19 protein-coding genes are annotated in these 19,244 nt (G+C 70.0%); 8 read left to right on the forward strand and 11 right to left on the reverse strand.

Annotated features, from left to right (window positions below; translation table 11 throughout):
• Positions 1–31 precede the first annotated feature (31 nt).
• Positions 32–823, reverse strand: a complete 792-nt coding sequence (locus VNJ48_RS20890) for a DUF881 domain-containing protein (protein ID WP_325605728.1) — start codon at positions 821–823, stop codon at positions 32–34.
• Between the two features lie 67 nt (positions 824–890).
• Between VNJ48_RS20890 and VNJ48_RS20895 the strand changes: the two genes are divergently transcribed.
• Positions 891–1,343: a cell division protein CrgA gene (locus VNJ48_RS20895; RefSeq protein WP_325605729.1), complete on the forward strand. Its 453-nt coding sequence runs from the start codon at positions 891–893 to the stop codon at positions 1,341–1,343.
• A 218-nt stretch (positions 1,344–1,561) separates the two neighbouring features.
• On the opposite strand, the gene VNJ48_RS20900 is transcribed toward VNJ48_RS20895, so the two are convergent.
• Positions 1,562–2,512 (reverse strand): rhomboid family intramembrane serine protease, encoded by a 951-nt coding sequence (locus tag VNJ48_RS20900; protein WP_325605730.1) that lies wholly within the window; start codon positions 2,510–2,512, stop codon positions 1,562–1,564.
• A 20-nt stretch (positions 2,513–2,532) separates the two neighbouring features.
• Positions 2,533–3,039, reverse strand: a complete 507-nt coding sequence (locus VNJ48_RS20905; protein WP_325605829.1) for a peptidylprolyl isomerase — start codon at positions 3,037–3,039, stop codon at positions 2,533–2,535.
• A gap of 126 nt (positions 3,040–3,165) precedes the next feature.
• On the opposite strand from VNJ48_RS20905, the gene VNJ48_RS20910 reads away from it, so the two are divergent.
• A complete protein-coding gene (locus VNJ48_RS20910) occupies positions 3,166–3,957 on the forward strand; it encodes a hypothetical protein (RefSeq protein WP_325605731.1) in 792 nt (263 codons plus the stop codon).
• Positions 3,958–4,178: 221 nt separating this feature from the next.
• Here the strand turns inward: VNJ48_RS20910 and VNJ48_RS20915 are convergent, their stop codons facing one another.
• The 6 genes from VNJ48_RS20915 to VNJ48_RS20940 all read right to left on the reverse strand — a co-directional run bounded on the left by VNJ48_RS20915 (position 4,179) and on the right by VNJ48_RS20940 (position 7,998).
• Positions 4,179–5,192 carry a 1-acyl-sn-glycerol-3-phosphate acyltransferase gene (locus tag VNJ48_RS20915; protein WP_325605732.1) on the reverse strand — a complete coding sequence of 338 codons (1,014 nt, stop codon included), beginning with the start codon at positions 5,190–5,192 and terminating at the stop codon, positions 4,179–4,181.
• Entirely contained in the window at positions 5,189–6,049 is an 861-nt protein-coding gene (locus VNJ48_RS20920; protein ID WP_325605733.1) for a patatin-like phospholipase family protein, read from the reverse strand. Before VNJ48_RS20920 ends, VNJ48_RS20915 begins: the two co-directional genes overlap by 4 nt.
• A 3-nt stretch (positions 6,050–6,052) precedes the next feature.
• Positions 6,053–6,409: a DUF3817 domain-containing protein gene (locus VNJ48_RS20925; RefSeq protein WP_325605734.1), complete on the reverse strand. Its 357-nt coding sequence runs from the start codon at positions 6,407–6,409 to the stop codon at positions 6,053–6,055.
• A 236-nt stretch (positions 6,410–6,645) separates the two neighbouring features.
• A complete protein-coding gene (locus tag VNJ48_RS20930; RefSeq protein ID WP_325605735.1) occupies positions 6,646–7,173 on the reverse strand; it encodes a hypothetical protein in 528 nt (175 codons plus the stop codon).
• Complete coding sequence (locus VNJ48_RS20935; RefSeq protein WP_325605736.1) at positions 7,160–7,507, reverse strand: hypothetical protein; 348 nt, start codon at positions 7,505–7,507, stop codon at positions 7,160–7,162. Before VNJ48_RS20935 ends, VNJ48_RS20930 begins: the two co-directional genes overlap by 14 nt.
• 5 nt (positions 7,508–7,512) lie before the next feature.
• Positions 7,513–7,998, reverse strand: coding sequence for a hypothetical protein (locus tag VNJ48_RS20940; protein WP_325605737.1), 486 nt, complete (start codon positions 7,996–7,998; stop codon positions 7,513–7,515).
• Between the two features lie 183 nt (positions 7,999–8,181).
• On the opposite strand from VNJ48_RS20940, the gene VNJ48_RS20945 reads away from it, so the two are divergent.
• The gene (locus tag VNJ48_RS20945; RefSeq protein WP_325605738.1) at positions 8,182–10,680 is read left to right on the forward strand and encodes a tetratricopeptide repeat protein; all 2,499 of its coding nucleotides are present in this window, start codon (positions 8,182–8,184) and stop codon (positions 10,678–10,680) included.
• Between the two features lie 112 nt (positions 10,681–10,792).
• Here VNJ48_RS20945 and VNJ48_RS20950 read toward each other — a convergent pair whose 3' ends face one another.
• Entirely contained in the window at positions 10,793–11,524 is a 732-nt protein-coding gene (locus VNJ48_RS20950) for an SURF1 family protein (protein WP_325605739.1), read from the reverse strand.
• Positions 11,521–12,576, reverse strand: coding sequence for a hypothetical protein (locus tag VNJ48_RS20955; RefSeq protein WP_325605740.1), 1,056 nt, complete (start codon positions 12,574–12,576; stop codon positions 11,521–11,523). The genes VNJ48_RS20950 and VNJ48_RS20955 overlap by 4 nt, the downstream gene beginning before the upstream one ends.
• A gap of 99 nt (positions 12,577–12,675) precedes the next feature.
• On the opposite strand from VNJ48_RS20955, the gene VNJ48_RS20960 reads away from it, so the two are divergent.
• The 5 genes from VNJ48_RS20960 to VNJ48_RS20980 all read left to right on the forward strand — a co-directional run bounded on the left by VNJ48_RS20960 (position 12,676) and on the right by VNJ48_RS20980 (position 19,218).
• Positions 12,676–13,674 (forward strand): MoxR family ATPase, encoded by a 999-nt coding sequence (locus VNJ48_RS20960; RefSeq protein ID WP_325605741.1) that lies wholly within the window; start codon positions 12,676–12,678, stop codon positions 13,672–13,674.
• Positions 13,675–13,716: 42 nt separating this feature from the next.
• A complete protein-coding gene (locus VNJ48_RS20965; RefSeq protein WP_325605742.1) occupies positions 13,717–14,856 on the forward strand; it encodes a DUF58 domain-containing protein in 1,140 nt (379 codons plus the stop codon).
• A complete protein-coding gene (locus VNJ48_RS20970) occupies positions 14,853–17,066 on the forward strand; it encodes a transglutaminase-like domain-containing protein (protein ID WP_325605743.1) in 2,214 nt (737 codons plus the stop codon). The genes VNJ48_RS20965 and VNJ48_RS20970 overlap by 4 nt, the downstream gene beginning before the upstream one ends.
• A gap of 113 nt (positions 17,067–17,179) precedes the next feature.
• Positions 17,180–18,289, forward strand: a complete 1,110-nt coding sequence (locus VNJ48_RS20975) for a carbohydrate kinase (protein WP_325605744.1) — start codon at positions 17,180–17,182, stop codon at positions 18,287–18,289.
• On the forward strand, positions 18,286–19,218 hold the full coding sequence (locus tag VNJ48_RS20980; RefSeq protein WP_325605745.1) for a pseudouridine-5'-phosphate glycosidase: 933 nt from the start codon (positions 18,286–18,288) through the stop codon (positions 19,216–19,218). Before VNJ48_RS20975 ends, VNJ48_RS20980 begins: the two co-directional genes overlap by 4 nt.
• Positions 19,219–19,244: the final 26 nt, after the last annotated feature.

Below are 19,244 nucleotides of genomic sequence, written 5' to 3' on the forward strand. Positions count from 1 at the left end.
TTCTCAGCTCTCGGCTGTCAGCTCTGGGCTCTCAGCTCTGGGCGTCGGGCATCGGTGTGGCGTAGGTGAGGTCGAGCAGGCCGTCATAGGCGGGCGCCACCGCCTCCGGCAGTACCTCGACCAGGTAGCCCACACCACCCCGGGGATCGGCTGCCGCCTCGCGATAGATGTCGAGATAGCTGTCATCCTCGAGCGAGGTGACGAGGTTGGTCGGGACGCCGATCGCGACGATCTCGTAGGGCGGTGAGTAGGAGAGTCCCTGCAGGCTGACGGAGTTGCCGTCGCACTTGATGCCGGTCGTCGAGATCAGCCGCTGACCCTGGATGGTCACTGCCTCGGCGCCGGCACGCCACAGGGCGTTGACGGTGGCCTGGATGTCCTGCTGGTGCACGATCACGTCGAGCGGGTCGCGGGTCGTGTCAGCCAGCACGTCCTCCGGTGCGTCCGACAGGGTCACCTTGACGGCCGGCCCGGTGCGGGCCGTGAGGCCGGCCGGGTCGGAGAGCACCTCGATCTCGCGTTGTGCGCGGTCGACGCTTCGATCGCCCAGCCCCGCGCTCAGGGTCTCGACCTGGGTGGTCAGCCTGGCCACCTCGGCGATCAGCTCGTCCGCCGTACGACGCTCAGCCAGGACGACCGAGGCGAGGTCGGTGTAACGCCCGGCCCGCAGGTCGGTGCCGCCACTGTGCTCGGCGCTGGTGGCGAACAGGGCGCCGCTGAGCAGCACCATCACCGGCGTGCCGACCCGCCATCCGAGCGCCGGGCGCCTGCGCTGGTGGCTGCGCGGCCGACCGATGGGGCGCGAGTCGGACTCCGGGGACATGCCGACTACGCTAACCCCCCGGTGGGTGCCCCCGCCCGCAGTCCCATCAGCCTTCCAGGGAGTAGTTGTGGCCAAGTCCAACGCGGCGTACGTCGAGACCGAGGCGAAGACCCTCACGGTGAGGTTCGTGATCGCGCTGCTGCTGATCATCGGTGGCATCGCGTGGATCGCCTTCTACTACGTCTCCGTACGCCCGGACCCGTCGGTGTTCCCGGCCCCTGAGGGCAAGCCCAAGGCGATCGCCGACCTCGGCCTGTGGAACTACGTCATCGGCTTCGGCGCGCTGCTCCTCGGCCTGGCCGTGGCCGCCCACCCGAGCACCCCGCTGGGTCGCGGCCGCGGGGTCGTGGTCGGCATGCTCGGCTGCTTCCTCATCGGACTGCTGTGGATCTGCACCTTCTACGTCTTCTCCGACGACCTCTCCGCGCTGTGGATCTTCAACGACCTCGGTCAGTGGAACCTCGCTGTCGGTATCGCCTTCATGGCGGTCGGCTTCACCTACGCCACGCGCTGGGAGTAGGTCGCGCGTCCCACCACTCACGCGAGAGCCGCCGGTCCTTCGGGACCGGCGGCTCTCTGCATGTGTGCCGCTTGTTCGGGAGGAACTACACCGGTGTAGTTATCCACAGGCTCGTCCACACCTGTGTACGACGCTGCCGTCGTCGGGTCAGCCCTCGGCGGTCCACCAGCCACATTCGTGGCGCGCAGAGTGTGGCTCACGCACCGCCTGGGCCGGGCTCAGACCAGGGCTGCGGTGCGGAGCACGATGAGTGCCACGAGGAGGAACGTGATGCCGACGAGGCCGAGGACTTGCACCTGTGTACGCCGCGTGCGGGGCGAGTAGACGAGGATCGCCGCGACCGCCAGACCACCGAGGAAGCCGCCCAGGTGTCCCTGCCACGAGATGAACTGGGATCCGACGACCGTGATCACCACGTTGATACCGATCCAGATCAGGATCTGGCGGACGTCGCCCCTGACCTTGATCGCGACGACCAGGAGAGCGCCCATCAGGCCGAAGCCGGCCCCCGACGCACCAAGGGTCGCGCTCGTCTCGGCGGCGAACCAGTAGACGACCGCCGAGCCAGCCAAGGCCGAGAGCAGATAGAGGGCCAGGAAGCGCGCCCGGCCGAGGGACGACTCCAGCTGGGGTCCGAGGATCCACAGCAGGAGCATGTTGAGGCCGATGTGCCAGACGTCGACATGGGTGAAGGCGCTAGTGATGAGTTGCCAGTAGGCGCCGTCGGCCACCCCCGGCACCCACTCTCCGTCGCCGCCCCCGACGGCCGCGCACACATCCTCCGGCGCGCCGGGGTAGTAGCTCGACGGATCCGACACCGACTCACACGTGCCGCGCGGAGCCAGGGCCAGCCGGTTGATCAGGTCGCTGCTGCGCCACCCCGTCGCCAGGATCGCCAACCAGACGGCGAGGTTCATGCCGATCAGCACGATCGACGTCTGCATCGGGTTGTCCGAGCGGCGTCCGCCGTACGCCGTCCGCCCGGACCGGGTCTGCTTCGAGCCCTCCTTGATGCAGGAGGGGCACTGGAAGCCGACCGACGCGTCGCGCATGCACTCGGGGCAGATCGGTCGCTCACACCGCTGACAGCGGATCCGGGTCTCGCGGCCGGCGTGCCGATAACAGATCGGCACGCCGGCGGCGGACTCCGGAGGAGTCGGGGCACTCATCGGCGGTGTGGTGGAGTGATTCAGCGCTCGATCGTGACGGACTCGATGACCACGGCCTCGACGGGACGGTCCCCCGCACCGGTGCGGGTGTTGCCGATCTTGTCGACCACGTCGCGCGACGACTGGTCGGCGACCTCGCCGAAGATCGTGTGCTTGCGGTTGAGCCACGGCGTGGCCCCGAGGGTGATGAAGAACTGCGAGCCGTTGGTGCCGGGGCCGGCGTTGGCCATGGCGAGGAGGTAGGGCTTGTCGAAGACGAGCTCGGGGTGGACCTCGTCCTTGAAGGTGTAGCCCGGGCCGCCGGTGCCGGTGCCCTGGGGGCAACCGCCCTGGATCATGAAGCCCTCGATGACACGGTGGAAGCCGAGGCCGTCGTAGAACGGGCCGGAGCGGTCGCCCGCGGAGTAGTCCTTGGTGCCCTCGGCGAGGCCGACGAAGTTGTCGACGGTCTCAGGAGCGTGGTTGGGGAACAGGTTGATGACGATGTCACCCTGGTTGGTCTTGAGGGTGGCTTTGGGGTCCGCCATGGGAGTGCCTCTCGCGTTGGTGGTCTTCGCCCACGATCCTGCCATGAGGCCGTTCACCCCACCGGGGGCTGGTCGGCTCATGGGGGACATGGTGAGATGGAGGCCTAACCCTCAAGGAGGCCACGCATGCGTATCGGCAGGCAGAAGTCGATCATGGACCGGGCCCACGATTACGTGGAGTCCGTCGCAGAGACCGTCATCCCGCAGCTCGAGGCCGCGCTGGAGACAGCGCGGGACAAGGCAGGCCCGGCGATCGCCGACGCGCGCGACAAGGCGGCGCCCGTCTTCGCCGACGCGCGCGATCGCGCCGTACCCCTCCTGCACGACGCCCACGAGAAGGCCGGTCCGATCCTGACCGAGGGACGTGCCCGCGCGACCGAGACCGCTGTCGCGGCTGCGGCGATGGCAGCAGGCACCGCTGCCGCGTCCCGTGAGTTCGCCGCCACCAAGGTCGCCGAGCTGCGCCGCGAGCCGGAGCCCGAGCCCACCTCGAAGTGGAAGAAGCTGCTGCTCCTCACTGGCCTGCTCGCCATCGGCGGGGCGGTCTTCAGCAAGCTGCGCAAGAAGTCGTCCGGCACGGACAACTGGCAGTCGTCCTACACCCCGGCTCCCCCGCCGGCACCCAAGGCGGCGCCCACCCCGGCAGCCAAGCAGACGGCCAAGCCGGGCGCCGCTCCCGCCAAGCCGTCCTCGCCCGTCTCCCGTCCTCAGGGTGACCCGTTGAGCGACCCGCTGACGTCGGTCGACCCGGCGACCCCGACCGCGACGGACGCGGCCGAGGCCACCGACGACGTCGGTGGGGGTGCCCCCGGCGAGTCGCTCAGCGACGCTGCCGACACCCCGCACGAGGTGTCGACGCCCGACGCCCCGGCCGAGGTCATCGACGTCGACGACGTGCCGGACCAGAAGAAGTCCTGACCCTTCCGCTCGCGAGCCCCGGACCTCCTGGTCCGGGGCTCGCTGCGTTTTGCGGCTCAGCTCAGCGTGTGGCGGAGTCCCCGCTTAACCGGGGACTCCTGCACTACATGACGGTTGCAAAGGCCACGAAGTGCAGGACTTGGTCATGAAGTCGCCGTACGCCGCCTGGCCCCCGCTCGCCTGATGGTGCTCGCCGGAGACACGCCCGACGCGCCGCGAGGTCAACGTCGCGGCAGGTCGGCGGGCTTGTTGTCGTCGATCCAGGCGTCGATCTTCTCCCACCAGTCGAAGAGCCACTCGATCCGCTCGTCGCGACCGGCCGGGATCTCCGAGCGGGGCACCTCCCACCAGCGCATGATGAGCTCCTTGTCCATCGGCAGCTCGCGCCAGACGTCGGTGACGGTGAGCATGTGGTCGAGTCCCGTGTGCGCGACGAGCACGACGTCGGCCTCGGGCGCTGCGTCGAGGGCCGCCAGGAACCCACCGGGACGCGGCGCGAGCACGTTGGTCATCTGCTCCGCCCGGTCGGCCATCCTCGCCAGCCCGAGCTTGCGCAGCCGGGCGATCGCCCGCTCACGACGGGCGGCGGTGAAGTTGCCGCCCTCGGGGAAGATCACGAACGCGTCGTTGGCGTCGAGGCCGCTCGCCAGCCGGGCGATCTTGCTCTCGAAGTCCTCACCAGGGCCGGGGTTGGTGGAGATGAAGGCCGACGGGATGCGGTTGAGCAGGACGTCGATGGCCGGGTCCCACGCCAAGGTGTCCTTCAGCACGACGCGGGGTTCGCGGCCGTACCAGTGCAGCAGGGCGTACATCAGCATGAAGGAGTCGCCCGGCCCGGCGTGCCGACAGCACACCAGGATCGGCGTGTCCCGGTGGGCGTCGGGCGCCGGCCCGTCGGTGCGGATGCGCAGCGCGAGCACCCGCTTCGCCTCACCGAAGAACAGCACCAGCACCCACTGCGCCAGGTCGTAGTGGATGCCCGCGTAGTACGGCGAGCGCAGCCGCCACCCGAAGCCGGAGGACAGCCACAGCCCGAGCAGGACGAGCAGAAGCAGCGACTCGGCGACGAGGTAGAGCATCGCCACCCACAGCAGCCGCAGCGCCCGCCAGCGCCCGGGCAGCAGCGGCGAGAGGGCCAGGGTGGCGATCAGCCACAGCGGGAGGGTGACCAGCAGGAACACCGTGAACAGCACCAGCGCCGGCGCGATCACGAACCGTCGCAGCGCCCAGATCATCCGGCGGCCAGGTGCTCGTCGAGGTAGGTCCGAGATGCGGCGTACGTCGCATCGATCCGTCGCTGCACGGAGTTGAAGTCGCGGAAGGCGAGCATGGTGTCGTCCTTGGGCGACGTCCCGGCAGCCGGCAGGACATGCACCTCGACGTCGTCGGGGATCTCCGCGAGTTCGCGCATGAAGCGGTGGCGCCGGGCCACCTCGAAGCTCACCCGCGCCACCTCCCACGGCCGCCTCGGCACCTGCAGCGGCCGGTCGATCCGGCCGACCTGGAGCACGAAGATCCGTGTCGCTCCGAGCGCTGCGGCGCGCCCGACGGGGATGGAGTTGACGATGCCGCCGTCGAGGAAGTGCTCCTCGCCGTACTCCGTCGTCGCCCGTGCGGGCGGGAGCAGGCCCGGGACGGCCGCGCTGGCGACGATGGCTGGCACGAGCGGGCCGCTGGTGAACCAGTGCTCGGCGGCTCGCTCGATGCTGGCGGCGCAGACGCCGAACCTCACCGGCAGGTCCTCGAAGGTCAGGTCACCGAACTCGTCGATCAAGCGCTGCTGGAGCGGCTTCGAGGAGTAGATGTTGCGACCGCCGGTGGCGACCACGCGGCGTACGGTCCGCAGCGGTCGCTCCCGGAAGAGGTCGGCGCCCTCGGTCGAACCCGCCTGCGCGGTGGCAGCCCACAGGTCGGTGAGCCGGTCGATCACGGCGAGTGAGGGGTCCCGCGCGACCATCGCGCCGTTGAGGGCACCGACGCTGGTGCCCAGCACGAGGTCGGGGGTGATCTCCCGCTCGAAGACCGCGCGGAGCATGCCGACCTCGACAGCTCCCAGCACGCCGCCACCACCGAGCACGAATGCGGTGGTCACGGGTCAGGCCAGCTCTGCGTGCTCGGCCCGGACCCGCTGCGTGGCGCGGTGCTCGGCCCAGAACGAGAGGAGCGGGACGGTGCCGCAGATGAGGGTGATCACCAGGTAGGGCATCTCCCAGCCAGCCCGCCGCCCCAGCATGAAGGCGACGATGAGGAAGATGAGGTAGAGCCAGCCGTGGGCGACGCCGAGGTACTGCGAGATGCCCGCGCCGATCTCGTAGGCCGTGCCACCTTGGGGCATCGCCTCGGGGAACAGCAGGTAGCCGTAGTGCAGCGGCAGACCGATCAGGCACAGGACGACGAGCAGCACACCGACGACGGTGGCCATGACGCGGTAGCGGAGCAGGGCAGCCTTCACGTCGGGGAGTCTGTCACGCGTTCCTCGACGCGATCGTCCTGGACCCAGCGCCACCAGACGAAGGCGGCGGAGGCCACGAAGGCCCACCACTCCAGCGCTTCGGTTCCGTGCAGTCGGGGGCTGCAGCGGACATGTCGCGGCCTCCCGTCAAGAGGCAGGTTGAGGCGCCCGTCCCGGTACGTCCCGGGGCGGGCCACATGGACGTCTCGATGCCGCGAGTGTGCCCCGACATGTCCTCAGGTTGTCAGCGACTCCGCCTCCACCCAGAACTCGGGCGCCGGCGCCATCACGACGCGGTAGTCGAAGAAGGACCCGTCGACGAAGGACAGCCGGGCCACCCCCGCACCGCCCTGAGAGCGCTTGCCGGTGCCGACCAGCCCGCGGACGACGTCGCGGTCCAGACGGATCCGACGCTGCGGCGGCAGCTCCCTGCCGGTGATGCCGAAGCTCCAGAAACTGAGGCTGGTCGGCGAGAGTGCGAGCGCCAGCATGTCCCCCACGCGCGGCAGCGACCGGGCGATCGAGCCGTCGTCGCCACCTATGTGCTTGTTTTCCGCGATGGAGTTGCTCGCCAGGTCCACCGCCCGCTTGAGCAGCGCACTGCCGATGTCGCTTCCCGACCCGCTGTTGCGCTCGTAGGCGGCGGGCACCACCAAGGCGTGAGCCTGGCACGGCGCATCGTCACCGAGCGCCTCGGTCAGAACGCTGCCGTAGTCAGGCATTCGCGCCGACATCTGGGCCATCCACTTGTCACGCAGTCCCATGATCGCTCGCCTCCTGGTCGGTGTCCGCAACGTTTGCAGTAGCTTTTTCGGCGGCGCTCTCGGCTCGCCAACGCCGTACCTCACGCAGGATCATGAACAGGCCGATCGCGCCGACGGCATAGAGGATCGCGACACTCACCGGTTGGCCGAGATAGTCCATCAGCTTCTCGACGCCGCCCCGCCTGCGTGAGTAGACGCCGTCGACGACGTCCTCCCAGCGCAGCAAGAGGTAGGTGCCGAAGCCGGCTCCGAACGCGAGGGCGCCCAGACCGTAGAAGAGCTCGAAGCCTTCGTCGTCGTCCTCGACCGGGTCAACTCGCACGCCCTCGGGCACGTGACTCACTTCTCCCACACCGCGCTCGAGTTTGGGGTGCTGGCGTCTCCGAAGTAGACACCAGCGAACTCCGCCGAGTCGTCACCCGAGACACTCACGCACACCTCGATCTCCTTGCCGGCGGCATAGTCGCTCATCAGCTTGTCGACCTCGTCCTCTTCGCAGCCCGTCATGTCCCCGCCAAGGAAGGACGTGGAGACCACGCTCCCGTCGCTGAGGTAGCCGTAGACCTGGACCCAGGGGGCCGTCCAGTCGTACTTGGCCAGCTTGGTCTGGTCGTGATCGAAGGTCATCTCGGCGAACCAGATCTCAGCGTCGCCCTCGAACTGCTTGGTGACCTTTTCCGGGGCCCTCTCCAGCGACTTCAAGGTGGCGGCGACCTTCCCGTCTGTCTCCCCGAGGCCGGCCGGGACCTCGACTGTCTCCCCCACCGCTGCGTTCGGCGTGCCGCCGATGCCGAACATCGAACATCCCGACAGCAGCCAGGTCATTGCGGCTGCTGCAATTGCGCCGCTGAGCGCTCTAGTCATGTTCATCTGTGTCCGCGGACCTTCCATGGTCGGTCATTGCCCTTGCGGGGCCAGCCTCGCCAGTAGCGACTCCAGCGTCGAGAATTCCGAACGAAACCGAACACCCCAACCGCTAACATGAGGGGTCCATCAATGGGGGGTCCGGTGTCCGACGCAGCCACGACGGATGTTGCCGCGCCGCCGTCGCCGGTCGGTGCGCAAACCCTGGACGAGCTGACACGGCGGCTGGTGGCGCTTCGCGCGTGGGCGGGTGATCCGTCCTACGCCGAGATCGCCCGCACGATCGGCGCCGACCGTTCCGCGGGCACACGACCGAATCGGACCGCACCAGGCAAAGTGACGATCTACGACTGCTTCCGCCTCGGTCGCCGGCGCGTGGACATCGAGCTTCTCGTCGACATCGTCGGCGCACTCGGTGCCGAGCCACACATGAGCGAGTGGCGCCAGGCGCACCGAGCCATCCTGCTCGGCCGTGCCGCAGCGCGACTCGTCCGAGTGTACGACCACCTCCCACCGACCACCGACCCCTTCGTCGGGCGGGCCGACGAGCTGCGTCTCCTCGGCGAGACCGAGCAGGTGTCGCTCATCGTCGGGATGCCGGGGGTCGGCAAGACCGAGTTGGCACTGCATGCCGCCCATGGGGAGGCTGCAGGCTACGACGCTTGCTTCTACGTCAACCTGCGTGGCTACAGCGTCGAACATCAACCAGCCGACCCCGCTGCGGTGCTGGAGTCCCTGCTGCGACAGCTCGACGTCACACCGAGCGTCATCCACGGCGCCACCTTGATGCGCCGCAGTGCCCTTCTGGCCGAGGTCGCCACCCGGCTTCGACTGCTCTTGGTCATCGACAACGCGCGCGAGGCCGACCAGGTCCTCCCACTCCTGCCGGGCGGGTCGGCACGGGTCCTCATCACCAGCCGGCGAGCGCTGGCCCTGCCCGACGCTCAGCAGGTCAACCTCGCTCCTCTCAGCGCCGCCCACTCGCTGGAGTTGTTGTCCGTGGCCTCCGGCACCGAGCTCCCCCCGGATCCGGCAACCCGAAGACTGGTCGACCTCTGTGGGCACCTGCCCCTGCATCTTCGGGTCGTGGCCGCGCACTTGGCCAACACCCCGACCTGGTCGATGCAGGACCAGGTCCGACGCCTGGAGTCCACGCCGCCCGAACGGGCCGTGCGCGCGGCACTCGATGCGTCGTACGCCGGACTGCAGCCCGCAGAACAGCGGCTGCTCCGGCTGCTAGCCCTGCATCCGGGACATGACGTCAGCACGCAGGCGGCCGCCGCTCTGGCCGATGTCGACGTCGCGGAGGCTCGCCGCCTGATTGACGGCCTCGTGCACGAGCACCTGTTGGAGCACGAGCACGGGATGCATCGATTGCACGACGTCATCCGGGCCTATGCGACGGCGCTCGGGGTCGAGAAGGATCCACGCAGCGATCAGGTGGCAGCACTGGAGCGGCTACTCACGCACTACCGTCGGTGGACAGCTTGCGCCGTGCGCCACATCCGTCCGGACGAGATCACGGCTCCGGAGAGCGACGAAATCGACGGACCCGAGCTGTTCGGAGTCGAGGCCGCGCGGCGCTGGCTGGTGGCTGAGTGCGAAAACGTTGTCGCCACCGCATGGGAAGCAGGGATGCTCGGTTTCGTGGACGAGCTGGCCGTCCTGGCGGACATCCTCCAGGCCTGGTTGGAGGCGGACGTCCGGTTCGGCGAGATGGAAACCCTCTATCGGGCCATGACCGAATCGAGCTCTGCTGTCCACCAGCGCGACGGCGCCCGCCACCTGGGTCGGGTCTTCGACATGACCGGGCGACTAGATGATGCGCTGCGGTGGAGCCAGAAGGCCGTCGAGCTCGACCCTGACGGGGACGACATCGCCAGTCGCAACCAACTCGGCAACATCCTGCTGCGCCACGGCCGGGTGGAGGAGGCATCGGAGAGCTTCGAGCTCGCCCTCGACGTGGCGCGCCGAACCGGCAACCGCTTCCGCGAGGGCCGTGGGCTGGGCAATCTGTCCAGCGTCTCCACGTTCCTCGGCCAACTAGAGCTGGCCGAGTCGCAACTGCGGGAGGCGATGGAGATCTCGGCCACCGAGGGTGACCTCGAGAACGTCTCGATCACGGCCACCAACCTGAGCGGAGTGCTCACCACGGTGTCGCGGTATGACGAAGCGGTCGAGGCACTCCAACAGAGCATCGACATCGATCAGCAGCTCGGGCTGCGCCTGCAGGTGCCGGGCAGCATGAGACGGATGGCGTTCATCCGAGCCCAGCAGGGACACACCGACGACGCGCTGACGTTGCTGGGCGCGGCGATCGACTCCTCCACCGCGCTGGGCCTGCCCGTCTGTGTGGGTGAGTCGCTCACCATCCGGGGAGAGATCCATCTGGGCGCCGGTGCCCCCAGTGTGGCGCAGACCGACTTCCGTCGAGCTCTGCGCATCGGGGAGGAGACCGGGTCGACCTGGGTGATCCTCGACGCCACGATGGGGCTGGCCCATGTCTGCCTGCACCGCGGCGAGTCTGACGAAGCGCGGCCGCTGTTCGCCGCCGCCCTCGAGAAGGCCCGGACAACCGGTGCACCTGAGATGATCGAGCGGGCCCGGGCCGGCCTGGCGGCGTGTGGTCCACCCGAGGCCTGACGTCGGCGCGGATGCCGCATCAAGCGACGGCCGCCGACCCGCGAGTCGGACTACCACCCGCCGGTTTCTCGTTTCAAGAGGACTTGGGAGTTCACGGGGAGAAGGGCAGCCTTCACGACGGCGAGTCTGTCACGGGCTCGGGGGCCCCCTCGTCACGGACCCAGCGCCACCAGATGAACGCGGCGAAGGCCCCGAAGACCCACCACTCCAAGGCGTAGAGCAGGTTGCGCAGCGCGGTGAAGCGCCCCACCGGCGGCAGCGCGTCGAGGGAGGCCGGCGACAGGCCGGCGGTGGGTTCTGTGGCGATGGCGTAGGAGCTGTAGAGGTCGTTCTCGACGCGCTGGATCGCGTCGGCCGTGCGGAGCTGGGGCACCACGTCGTCGTCGGGGTCGTCGTCGACCGAGCCGTTGCCGTCGGGTGGTTGCAGCCACCCGGTGACCTCCCCGCGGCCGGTCGGTGCCACCACGTCGTCGACCGATTCGGTCCACCCGAGGACGACGGGGATCGCGGGCTCCCCTGGCTCACCGGGCTCACCGACGGCGATGGGGACCACGGGCCAGAAGCCGTCACGGCCGTCCAGCTCACGACCGGAGACGAAGAAGAGCCCTTGGGGCAACCACTCCCCCTCGATGGTGACCGGTCGGCCGATGTCGTTGCCGTCGAACGGGTCGTCAGGCCCCATCACGTCGACCAGCGGCACCGGGTCGAGCTGGGTGAGGTCGCGTGCCTCTGCGGCACGCCGCTGCTGCCAGGCCTCGAGCTGCCACCAGCCCAGCAGGGCGGCGATCGCCACCAGCACGATCGCCAGCAGCGTGGGTGCGATCAGGCGCGTTCTTGCCCTCACAGGCCCGTGGGCTCTTCCATCGGCTCCACCTCGTTGCACACCGCGAACGGCAGCAGGTCGGTCAGCGTGGCTGTCGCGGCCGGGACGGGGGCCACGACGGTGTAGCCGATGCGTCCCGTGGACGGGTCGACCACCTCGTCCACCAGGGCGTCCTCGAAGCCGAGCTCACCCACGGTCGGGAAGTCGGTCGCGAGCTCGGCGCGGTCGAAGAGGTCGGAGCGACCCGCACCGAGCCGGGCCGTGGCCAGCCCGTCGGCGAAGCTCAGCGCGAACGCGGACAGGGGCGCCAAGTCGGTCGGGTCGTGTGCGCTCACCACGGCCTCCTGGTCCTCGATGTCGGCGTCCGGCCCCAGCGCCGTGCTCAACGGCACGCACCCGGCCCGGTAGTAGGTCGACTCGGCCGGCGCGTCGTGGGTGAGCTCGGCGATGCCCTCGATGGTGCCCCACGTGTCCACATCGGTGTCGGTGGGAGAGACAGCACCCAGCGAGACGAGGTGCTGCTCGGTGTCGACGACCCCGCCCGCGAGTGCGACGACGCCGGCGTCCACCGCTGCCTGCACGGCCGCCATGTCGAGGTCGGGGCGGAAGCCGAGGATCCAGCCTGTGCCGGCGGGAGTCGTGAAGTGCGCCTCCCAGTCGACGTCGTCCTGGGTGAAGCCGTGGTCGAGCATCAGCTCGGAGCTGTCGTCGAGCAGCATGCCCTCGGTCAGGAGCACCGACTCGCGGCGCGCCCGCTCCCAGAAGTCCCTCCGGTCGCTCATCGGGTCCTCGCTGGTCAGGTCGGGGACACCCAGCGACGCGCGCACCTGGTCGAAGTCGGTCACGGTGATCGCGGTGGCATCGGCCGGGACCAGAGACAGGGCGGCCTTGCCGACGGCGATCTCCGCGTCGACGTCGTACGCCGGGATGGTCACGGGGGCTCGGGGCGGCAGCGACTGCGGCGTCAGCTCGGGACCGTCGCCGCAACCCGCCAGGGCGGTCAGCGTGACCGCTGCGAGGCAGCATGCCAGTCGCCGCGGGGCGCGCCGAGGCCGGCGGGTCGGGAAAATCACGGCGCGAGTCTGCCACTCGGCGTACGCACGGCGTGAGCCCGCGTACCCTTCGACACTGGGATCGCCACCGGCGGTCGTGCTGGAGAGGGACCACGCGAGATGACCGTGACGAGTGGCACCGAGACGGCGACCGGTTCGCTGACCGGCGAGCAGGCGACCTGGTTCGCCGCGGCCTTCACCAAGATGGCCGACAACATCGGCCTGGCCGTGCTGGGCAAGGACCACGTGGTCCGGCTGGCCCTCACCTGTCTGCTCTCCGAGGGTCACCTGCTGCTCGAGGACCTCCCCGGGACCGGCAAGACGATGCTGGCCCGCGCGCTGTCCAACACCATCGAGGGCAGCCACGCGCGCATCCAGTTCACCCCGGACCTGTTGCCCACCGACGTGACCGGCGTGACCGTCTATGACCAGCACAAGGGCACCTTCAACTTCCACCAGGGACCGATCTTCCACGACATCGTGCTGGCCGACGAGATCAACCGGGCCTCGCCCAAGACGCAGGCCGCCCTTCTCGAGGTGATGGAGGAGGGGCACGTCACCGTCGACGGCATCACCCACGACGTGCCGCACCCGTTCATGGTCATCGCGACGCAGAACCCCATCGAGCAGTCCGGCACCTACCGGTTGCCCGAGGCGCAGCTCGACCGCTTCCTGATGAAGACGTCGGTGGGTTATCCCGACGCCAACGCCACCGAGGAGCTGCTGCTCGGCTCCGCGGTGCGCGACCGGGCCTCGCTCGTCACCGCGGTCGCGAGTCGCAAGCTGATCACCGACATGACCCGGATGGCAGGTCAGGTGTACGTCGACCGGGCCGTGGTGCGCTACGTCCGTGAGCTGGCCGAGGCGAGCCGCGAGCTCCAGCACGTGAAGATGGGGCTCTCGGCGCGTGGCTGCCTGGCCCTGGTCCGGGTCGCCAAGACGTGGGCAGCCGCCGACGGGCGGACGACCGTGGTCCCCTCCGACATCACCACGTTGGCCAGCCCGGTCCTCTGCCACCGGCTGCTGCTCGACCCTCAGGCCCAGTTCAGCGGTGTGACGGTCGACGACGTGATCGAGCGCCTGCTGGGCTCCGTCGCTCCCCCGACCGCGCGCGCCTGATCCATGGTGGCCCTGGCCCGGGGAGTGCGGGCGCTGTTGCGCGTGCCGTCCCCGACCGGGCGCGCCGTCATCGCGCTCGGGAACGCCGCCTGGGTCGGTGCTGCCTACACCCAGATCGTCGAGCTCCGCCTGATCGCGATCATGTGTGCCCTCACGGTGCTGCTCGCGATCCCGTGGCTGCTGATCCCGATGCGCGTCCGGGCCGCGCTGATGCTGCGACCGCTGCGCGCCGTGGCCGGCGAGCGGGTGGAGATCTCGCTGACGGCGACCAACAAGGGCCGGCTGTCCCTGTGGCAGCCGTTGGTCAGGATGCCGGTCGGCGATCGTGACACCTGGCTGCGGATGCCGACCCTGCCTCCCGGTGAGCAGGGCAGCCACGAGCTCGCTGTCGACGACCTCGAGCGCGGCGTCCTCGACGTGGGTCCGGCGACCGCCGTACGCTCCGACCCGCTCGGCCTGCTGAGGCGCACCGTCAGGTGGTGCGAGCCCGCCGAGCTCTATGTCCGGCCGAAGATGGCCATGCTGAGCACGCTCGGCTCCGGGCAGGTGCAGGACCTCGAGGGCGTGCCGAGCGACCGGATGTCGATGAGCGACCTCGCCTTCCACGCCCTGCGGGAGTACGTCCCCGGGGACGACCTGCGCCACGTGCACTGGCGCTCATCGGCGCGCGCCGGAGAGTTGCTGGTCCGGCAGTACCACGACACCCGTCGCAACCACGCGACCGTCGTCCTCGACCCCCGGCCGACGAGCTACCGCACGGACGACGAGTACGAGCTCGCCGTCTCGATCGCCGCGTCGCTGATCTTGTGCGCTGCGCGTGAGGAGTACGACGTGAGCCTGGTGAGCGGCACCGAGGCGGTGGTCGGGCTCCCGGGCGGGGCCGCGCTCGACGGCACCTGCCGGGTGCAGCGCCAGCCCGGGGCTGACCCGCTTGCACCGGCGATCAACCGGGCGGTGACCCTGGTCCCGGAGACCAGCCTGCTCTTCGTGGTCACGGGCGCGGGCGCCGAGGACCTCGAGGACGTTCCGGCCGGGCTGGTCGCGGTGCCTGCGGAGACCCGCTGCATCGTGCTGCGAGCGGCGCTCCGGGAAGCCTCGTCGATGGTGCGGCAGCGCGGCCACGACCTGGGCACCGTGGGGTCGCTGCCCGAGCTCTCCGGGTTGCTGGTGGCGTCCTCATGAGTGCGCCCAAGCGTTCCCGTACGCGACCGCTGCCTCCCTACGCGGGTATCGACCTGTTGGCGATCTCGGTGCTGACCGCGATGGCGATCAGCGGGTTCTGGCCGGCCTTCGACGGCTACCGCTGGCTGATCGTCGCCGGCGCGGGCGCGGCGATCGGCGCCGGCTGGGCGCTGCTGATCATCACGGTGCGTCTCGGTCTCGACATCGTCCTGGAGTCGATGGCGGTGATCTACCTGCTGACGGCGGGCGCAGTGGCGCTCGGTTCGGCCGGTTTCTTCCTCGGCATACCGGACCCCGACACGCTCAACCGGGTGCTGGCCGGCACCTTCACGTCCTGGCGCACCCTGATCGAGACGGCGCCGCCGATGGACGGCTCCGGGACGGTGCTCCTCATCCCCTACGCCCTGACCTACTTCCTGTGCTGCACGGCCACCGCCATGGCCCTGCGGAGCCGACGGGCCGTACTGCCGCTCATCCCGCTGGTCGTGATGCTGGTGATGGTGCTCGTCCTCGGCTTCGCGCAGCCGTTCTCGACGGTGCTCCAGGGCATCGGGTTCGGGGCCGTGGCACTGCTGTGGGTCGGTCACCGAGGCCTACGCATCGAGGCCGGACGCAAGGCGGACGTCGCTCTCGGGGTCGTCCCGCTCGGTCGGGTGGTGTCGGCCACGGCGGTCGTCGCGGTGGTCGCCGCAGCCACGCTGCCCTTCGCCGACTCCATCGAGCCCGAGCAGCGCGTGGTCCTCCGCGAGGTCGTGACGCCCTACGACGCCGCTGGTCTCCAGACCCCGCTGTCCGACTTCCGCCGCTTCCGGGAGCAGGGCCCCGAGGTCTACAACAACCTGGCGGACACCAAGCTCTTCCGGGTCCGGGGCTCGGAGGCCGGCACGCGGGTGCGGGTCGCGGTCATGGACCGCTACGACGGCGAGCGGTGGTATGCCGCCAACGACACCAGCGAGAGCGACTTCTCCGACCGCTTCCTGCGCGTCTCGTCGCGCATCGACAACGATGCTGCGGGCGAGGAGAAGCTCTACACGGTCTTCGTGCGGGCCCAGTGGGACCTCCCCTGGGTGCCCACGATCGGAGCGATGCAAGCCTTCGAGTTCTACGACGACTACGCCCAGGACCGTCTGCCCGACCTGCGCTACAACCGGTCCACCGACACCGCCGTGCTGCCGGGCGGCCTGGACGTCCGCGAGGACTACGTCCTCACGGCCATCCCGGTGGCGGACAAGCTGACCCCCCGGATGGAGCCGTGGCCGCGACCCGACGAGACGCTCTACGACGCGGCCGCCTTCCTCGACCTACCGGCCCAGGCCTGGTCGCTCGACGCGCGTACGCCGATGGAGGGGGTCTTCAAGATCGCCGACCGGCTCAAGGAGCGCGGCCGCTACAGCGACGGGGCCTTCGGCTGGGAGACCAAGTTCGAGGCGGGGCAGGACTCGACCCGTCTCGACGAGGGGTTCATCAACGCCCCAGCCACGGTGGGCAACGACGAGCAGTACGCCGCCGCCATGGCGCTTCTCGTCAACCGGCTCGGGATTCCCGCGCGGGTGGCCGTCGGCACCGTGCTCGGCGACAACGGCGTCATCAAGGGCAAGCACTTCAACGCCTGGGTAGAGGTCCGCGTCTCCAACGGCTCGTGGCGGGTCCTGCCGACCAAGACGTTCATGAGCAACAAGCCGCCGCGACGCGACGACGTCAAGCTCGCCCCGGTCCGCATGCCGCCGGAACGGAACTCCCCCCAGAAGCCGCCCCGGGAGCGGCCCGAGGAGCAGCTGCCGGATCCGCCGGCCGACCCCCAGCAGGAGCCGGACGAGCCGTTGCCGACCTGGCCGTTGCTGTTGCTGCTCCCCGCCTCGGTGGTGCTGATCCCCGCGGTCAAGACGGCCCGACGCCGGCGGCGGCAGGCGGCATGGTTGACCGCGGCCTGGATCGGGGGCTGGGACGAGCTGCTCGACAGCGCGCGGGACCTCGGCGTCGCCGTACCTCCTCGGAGCACGCGCCCGGCGCAGGCCACGGCTCTCGGTCTGCCCACCGCCCTGGCGCGCGACGTCGACGTCGCCGTCTTCTCGCCCACCCACCCGCCGTCGGCCGAGACGTTCTGGACCGAGGTCGAGACCTGGCGCGAGTCGCTCAAGTCGTCGGCCACACCCCTTCGCCGCGCCTGGGCGTTGTTCAACCCTGCGTCGCTGCTCCCCCGCCGCCGCTGACGCCCCTCCCGCATGCGCCCGAGCCCCGCCAAACCCCGGGGCATCCTGACGGCCTCAGGATGGCGGGCTCCCACGGGGTACTTATCCGGATAAGGATGCTTTATCGTGGTCAGGTGCTGACGAGTCGCGAGCAACAGATAGTGGACCTGCTCCGCCGCGACCCGTTGATGAGTGCCGAGGCGCTGGCGACGGCGCTCGGGACGACCCGCGCCTCGGTCAACGTCCACGTCTCCAACCTCGGCAAGAAGGGCGTGATCCTCGGTCGGGGCTACGTCCTGGCCGACAGCCCCGCGGCCGTCGTGGTCGGGGGCGCCAACATGGACTTCAAGGCGCGCAGCCGGGCGCGGGCGACCCCCCAGACCAGCAACCCCGGCCACGGCTCGATGGCTCCCGGTGGAGTCGCGCGCAACATCGCCGAGAACCTCGCGCGACTCGGTGACCGCGTGCACCTGGTCAGCGTGGTGGGACGGGACCCGCTCGGCGAGACCCTGCTGAGGCAGACCGTGGCCGCCGGCGTCCGCGTCGAGCACGTGACGCGCACGGAACGGCCGACCGGCACCTACACGGCGGTCCTGGATGCGGACGGAGAGCTCATCGTCGCGATCGCCGACATGGAGGCCACGAGCGAGATCGGGCCCGAGCTCGTCGGCTCGGCCCGGGACCTCATCGCCAGCGCCGGGGTGCTCGTCCTCGACGGCAACCTCTCGCGCGCGACGCTCGACCACGTCCTCGACCTCTCGAGCGGCGTGCGCACCATCTTCGAGCCGGTCAGCGTGCCCAAGGCCTCCGGGCTCAAGGACGCTGTGGACGACCGCGTCTACGCCGTCACCCCCAACCGCGACGAGCTCACCGCTCTGACCGATCTCCCCGCCCGCACCGACCGGCAGGTCCGGCGCGCGATCTCCGCCCTGCACGCGCGTGGCGTCGAGCTGGTCTGGGTCCGCCTCGGAGATCGCGGCTCGCTGCTCGCGACCATGGAGGAGACGATCGAGATCCCGGCCCTGCCCGCCAGCGTCGAGGACGTCACCGGGGCCGGCGACGCGATGCTCGCGGCCTTCTGCCACATCTTGCTCGCGGGCGGTACGCCGCAACACGCAGCCCACTTCGGGCACGCGGCTGCTGCGCTCACGATCGCCAGCCCTCACACCGTCCGACCCGACCTCACACCGCGGCTGGTCCAGGCCACCCTCGACGCCGCCACCGACCTCAGGGACACCCCATGACCACCACCCGCAGACCCCACCCCGACCTCGTGCTGACCGACGAGGTCGCGCAGGCCCTCGCCGACGGAGCTCCCGTCGTGGCGCTCGAGAGCACGATCATCAGCCACGGCATGCCCTACCCGCAGAACGTCGAGATGGCGACCGAGGTCGAACGGATCATCCGCAACGGCGGCGCGGTCCCGGCCACGATCGCCGTCCTGGACGGTCGTCCCCGAGTCGGTCTCGACGCGGAGGGCCTCGAGCTGCTGTCGACCGACGCGGACGTGGCCAAGGTCAGCGTGCGCGACCTGCCCTACGTCATCGCGCGCGGCGCGCACGGAGCCACGACGGTGGCGGCCACCATGCGCCTGGCCGCGCTGGCGGGCATCAGCGTCTTCGTCACCGGCGGGCTGGGCGGCGTACACCGCGGGGCGTCGCAGACCTTCGACGTCAGTGCCGACCTCACCGAGCTGTCGCTCACCGACGTCACGGTGATCTCGGCCGGCGTGAAGTCGATCCTCGACATCGGCCTGACACTGGAGAGGCTCGAGACCCTGCATGTCCCGGTGGTGGCCTACGGCACCGACGAGTTCCCCGCCTTCTTCTCGCGGCACAGTGGGCACCTGTCCCCCATGCGGCTGGACACCCCCGGCGAGGTGGCCGAGCTGATGGCCGCCAAGTGGGGCCTCGGCCTGGCCGGCGGTGTCTCGCTCGTCAACCCGATCCGCGCGGAGGACGAGATCCCCGCCGACGAGATGGACCACGTCATCGAGCAGGCCATCGCCGACATGTATGCCGCCGAGGTCCATGGGAAGGAAGCCACGCCCTTCCTCCTCGGCCGGATCGTCGAGATCACCGGCGGCGCCAGTCTGGTGGCCAACATCGCGCTGGTGAACAACAACGCGCGACTCGGCGCAGAGGTCGCTTCGGCGTACGCCGCACTGCGCTGACGTACGCCGCAGCGGGCTGACCCAGG

The organism is Nocardioides sp., from assembly GCF_035576065.1.
Classification (GTDB): domain Bacteria; phylum Actinomycetota; class Actinomycetes; order Propionibacteriales; family Nocardioidaceae; genus Nocardioides.

Bases quoted from the DNA above. Each gene is read 5' to 3' on its own strand.
- VNJ48_RS20890 (WP_325605728.1), bottom strand. From the start codon at position 823: ATGTCCCCGGAGTCCGACTCGCGCCCCATCGGTCGGCCGCGCAGCCAC.
- VNJ48_RS20900 (WP_325605730.1), bottom strand. From the start codon at position 2,512: ATGAGTGCCCCGACTCCTCCGGAGTCCGCCGCCGGCGTGCCGATCTGT.
- VNJ48_RS20905 (WP_325605829.1), bottom strand. From the start codon at position 3,039: ATGGCGGACCCCAAAGCCACCCTCAAGACCAACCAGGGTGACATCGTC.
- VNJ48_RS20910 (WP_325605731.1), top strand. From the start codon at position 3,166: ATGCGTATCGGCAGGCAGAAGTCGATCATGGACCGGGCCCACGATTAC.
- VNJ48_RS20915 (WP_325605732.1), bottom strand. From the start codon at position 5,192: ATGATCTGGGCGCTGCGACGGTTCGTGATCGCGCCGGCGCTGGTGCTG.
- VNJ48_RS20930 (WP_325605735.1), bottom strand. From the start codon at position 7,173: ATGGGACTGCGTGACAAGTGGATGGCCCAGATGTCGGCGCGAATGCCT.
- VNJ48_RS20940 (WP_325605737.1), bottom strand. From the start codon at position 7,998: ATGACCTGGCTGCTGTCGGGATGTTCGATGTTCGGCATCGGCGGCACG.
- VNJ48_RS20960 (WP_325605741.1), top strand. From the start codon at position 12,676: ATGACCGTGACGAGTGGCACCGAGACGGCGACCGGTTCGCTGACCGGC.
- VNJ48_RS20970 (WP_325605743.1), top strand. From the start codon at position 14,853: ATGAGTGCGCCCAAGCGTTCCCGTACGCGACCGCTGCCTCCCTACGCG.
- VNJ48_RS20980 (WP_325605745.1), top strand. From the start codon at position 18,286: ATGACCACCACCCGCAGACCCCACCCCGACCTCGTGCTGACCGACGAG.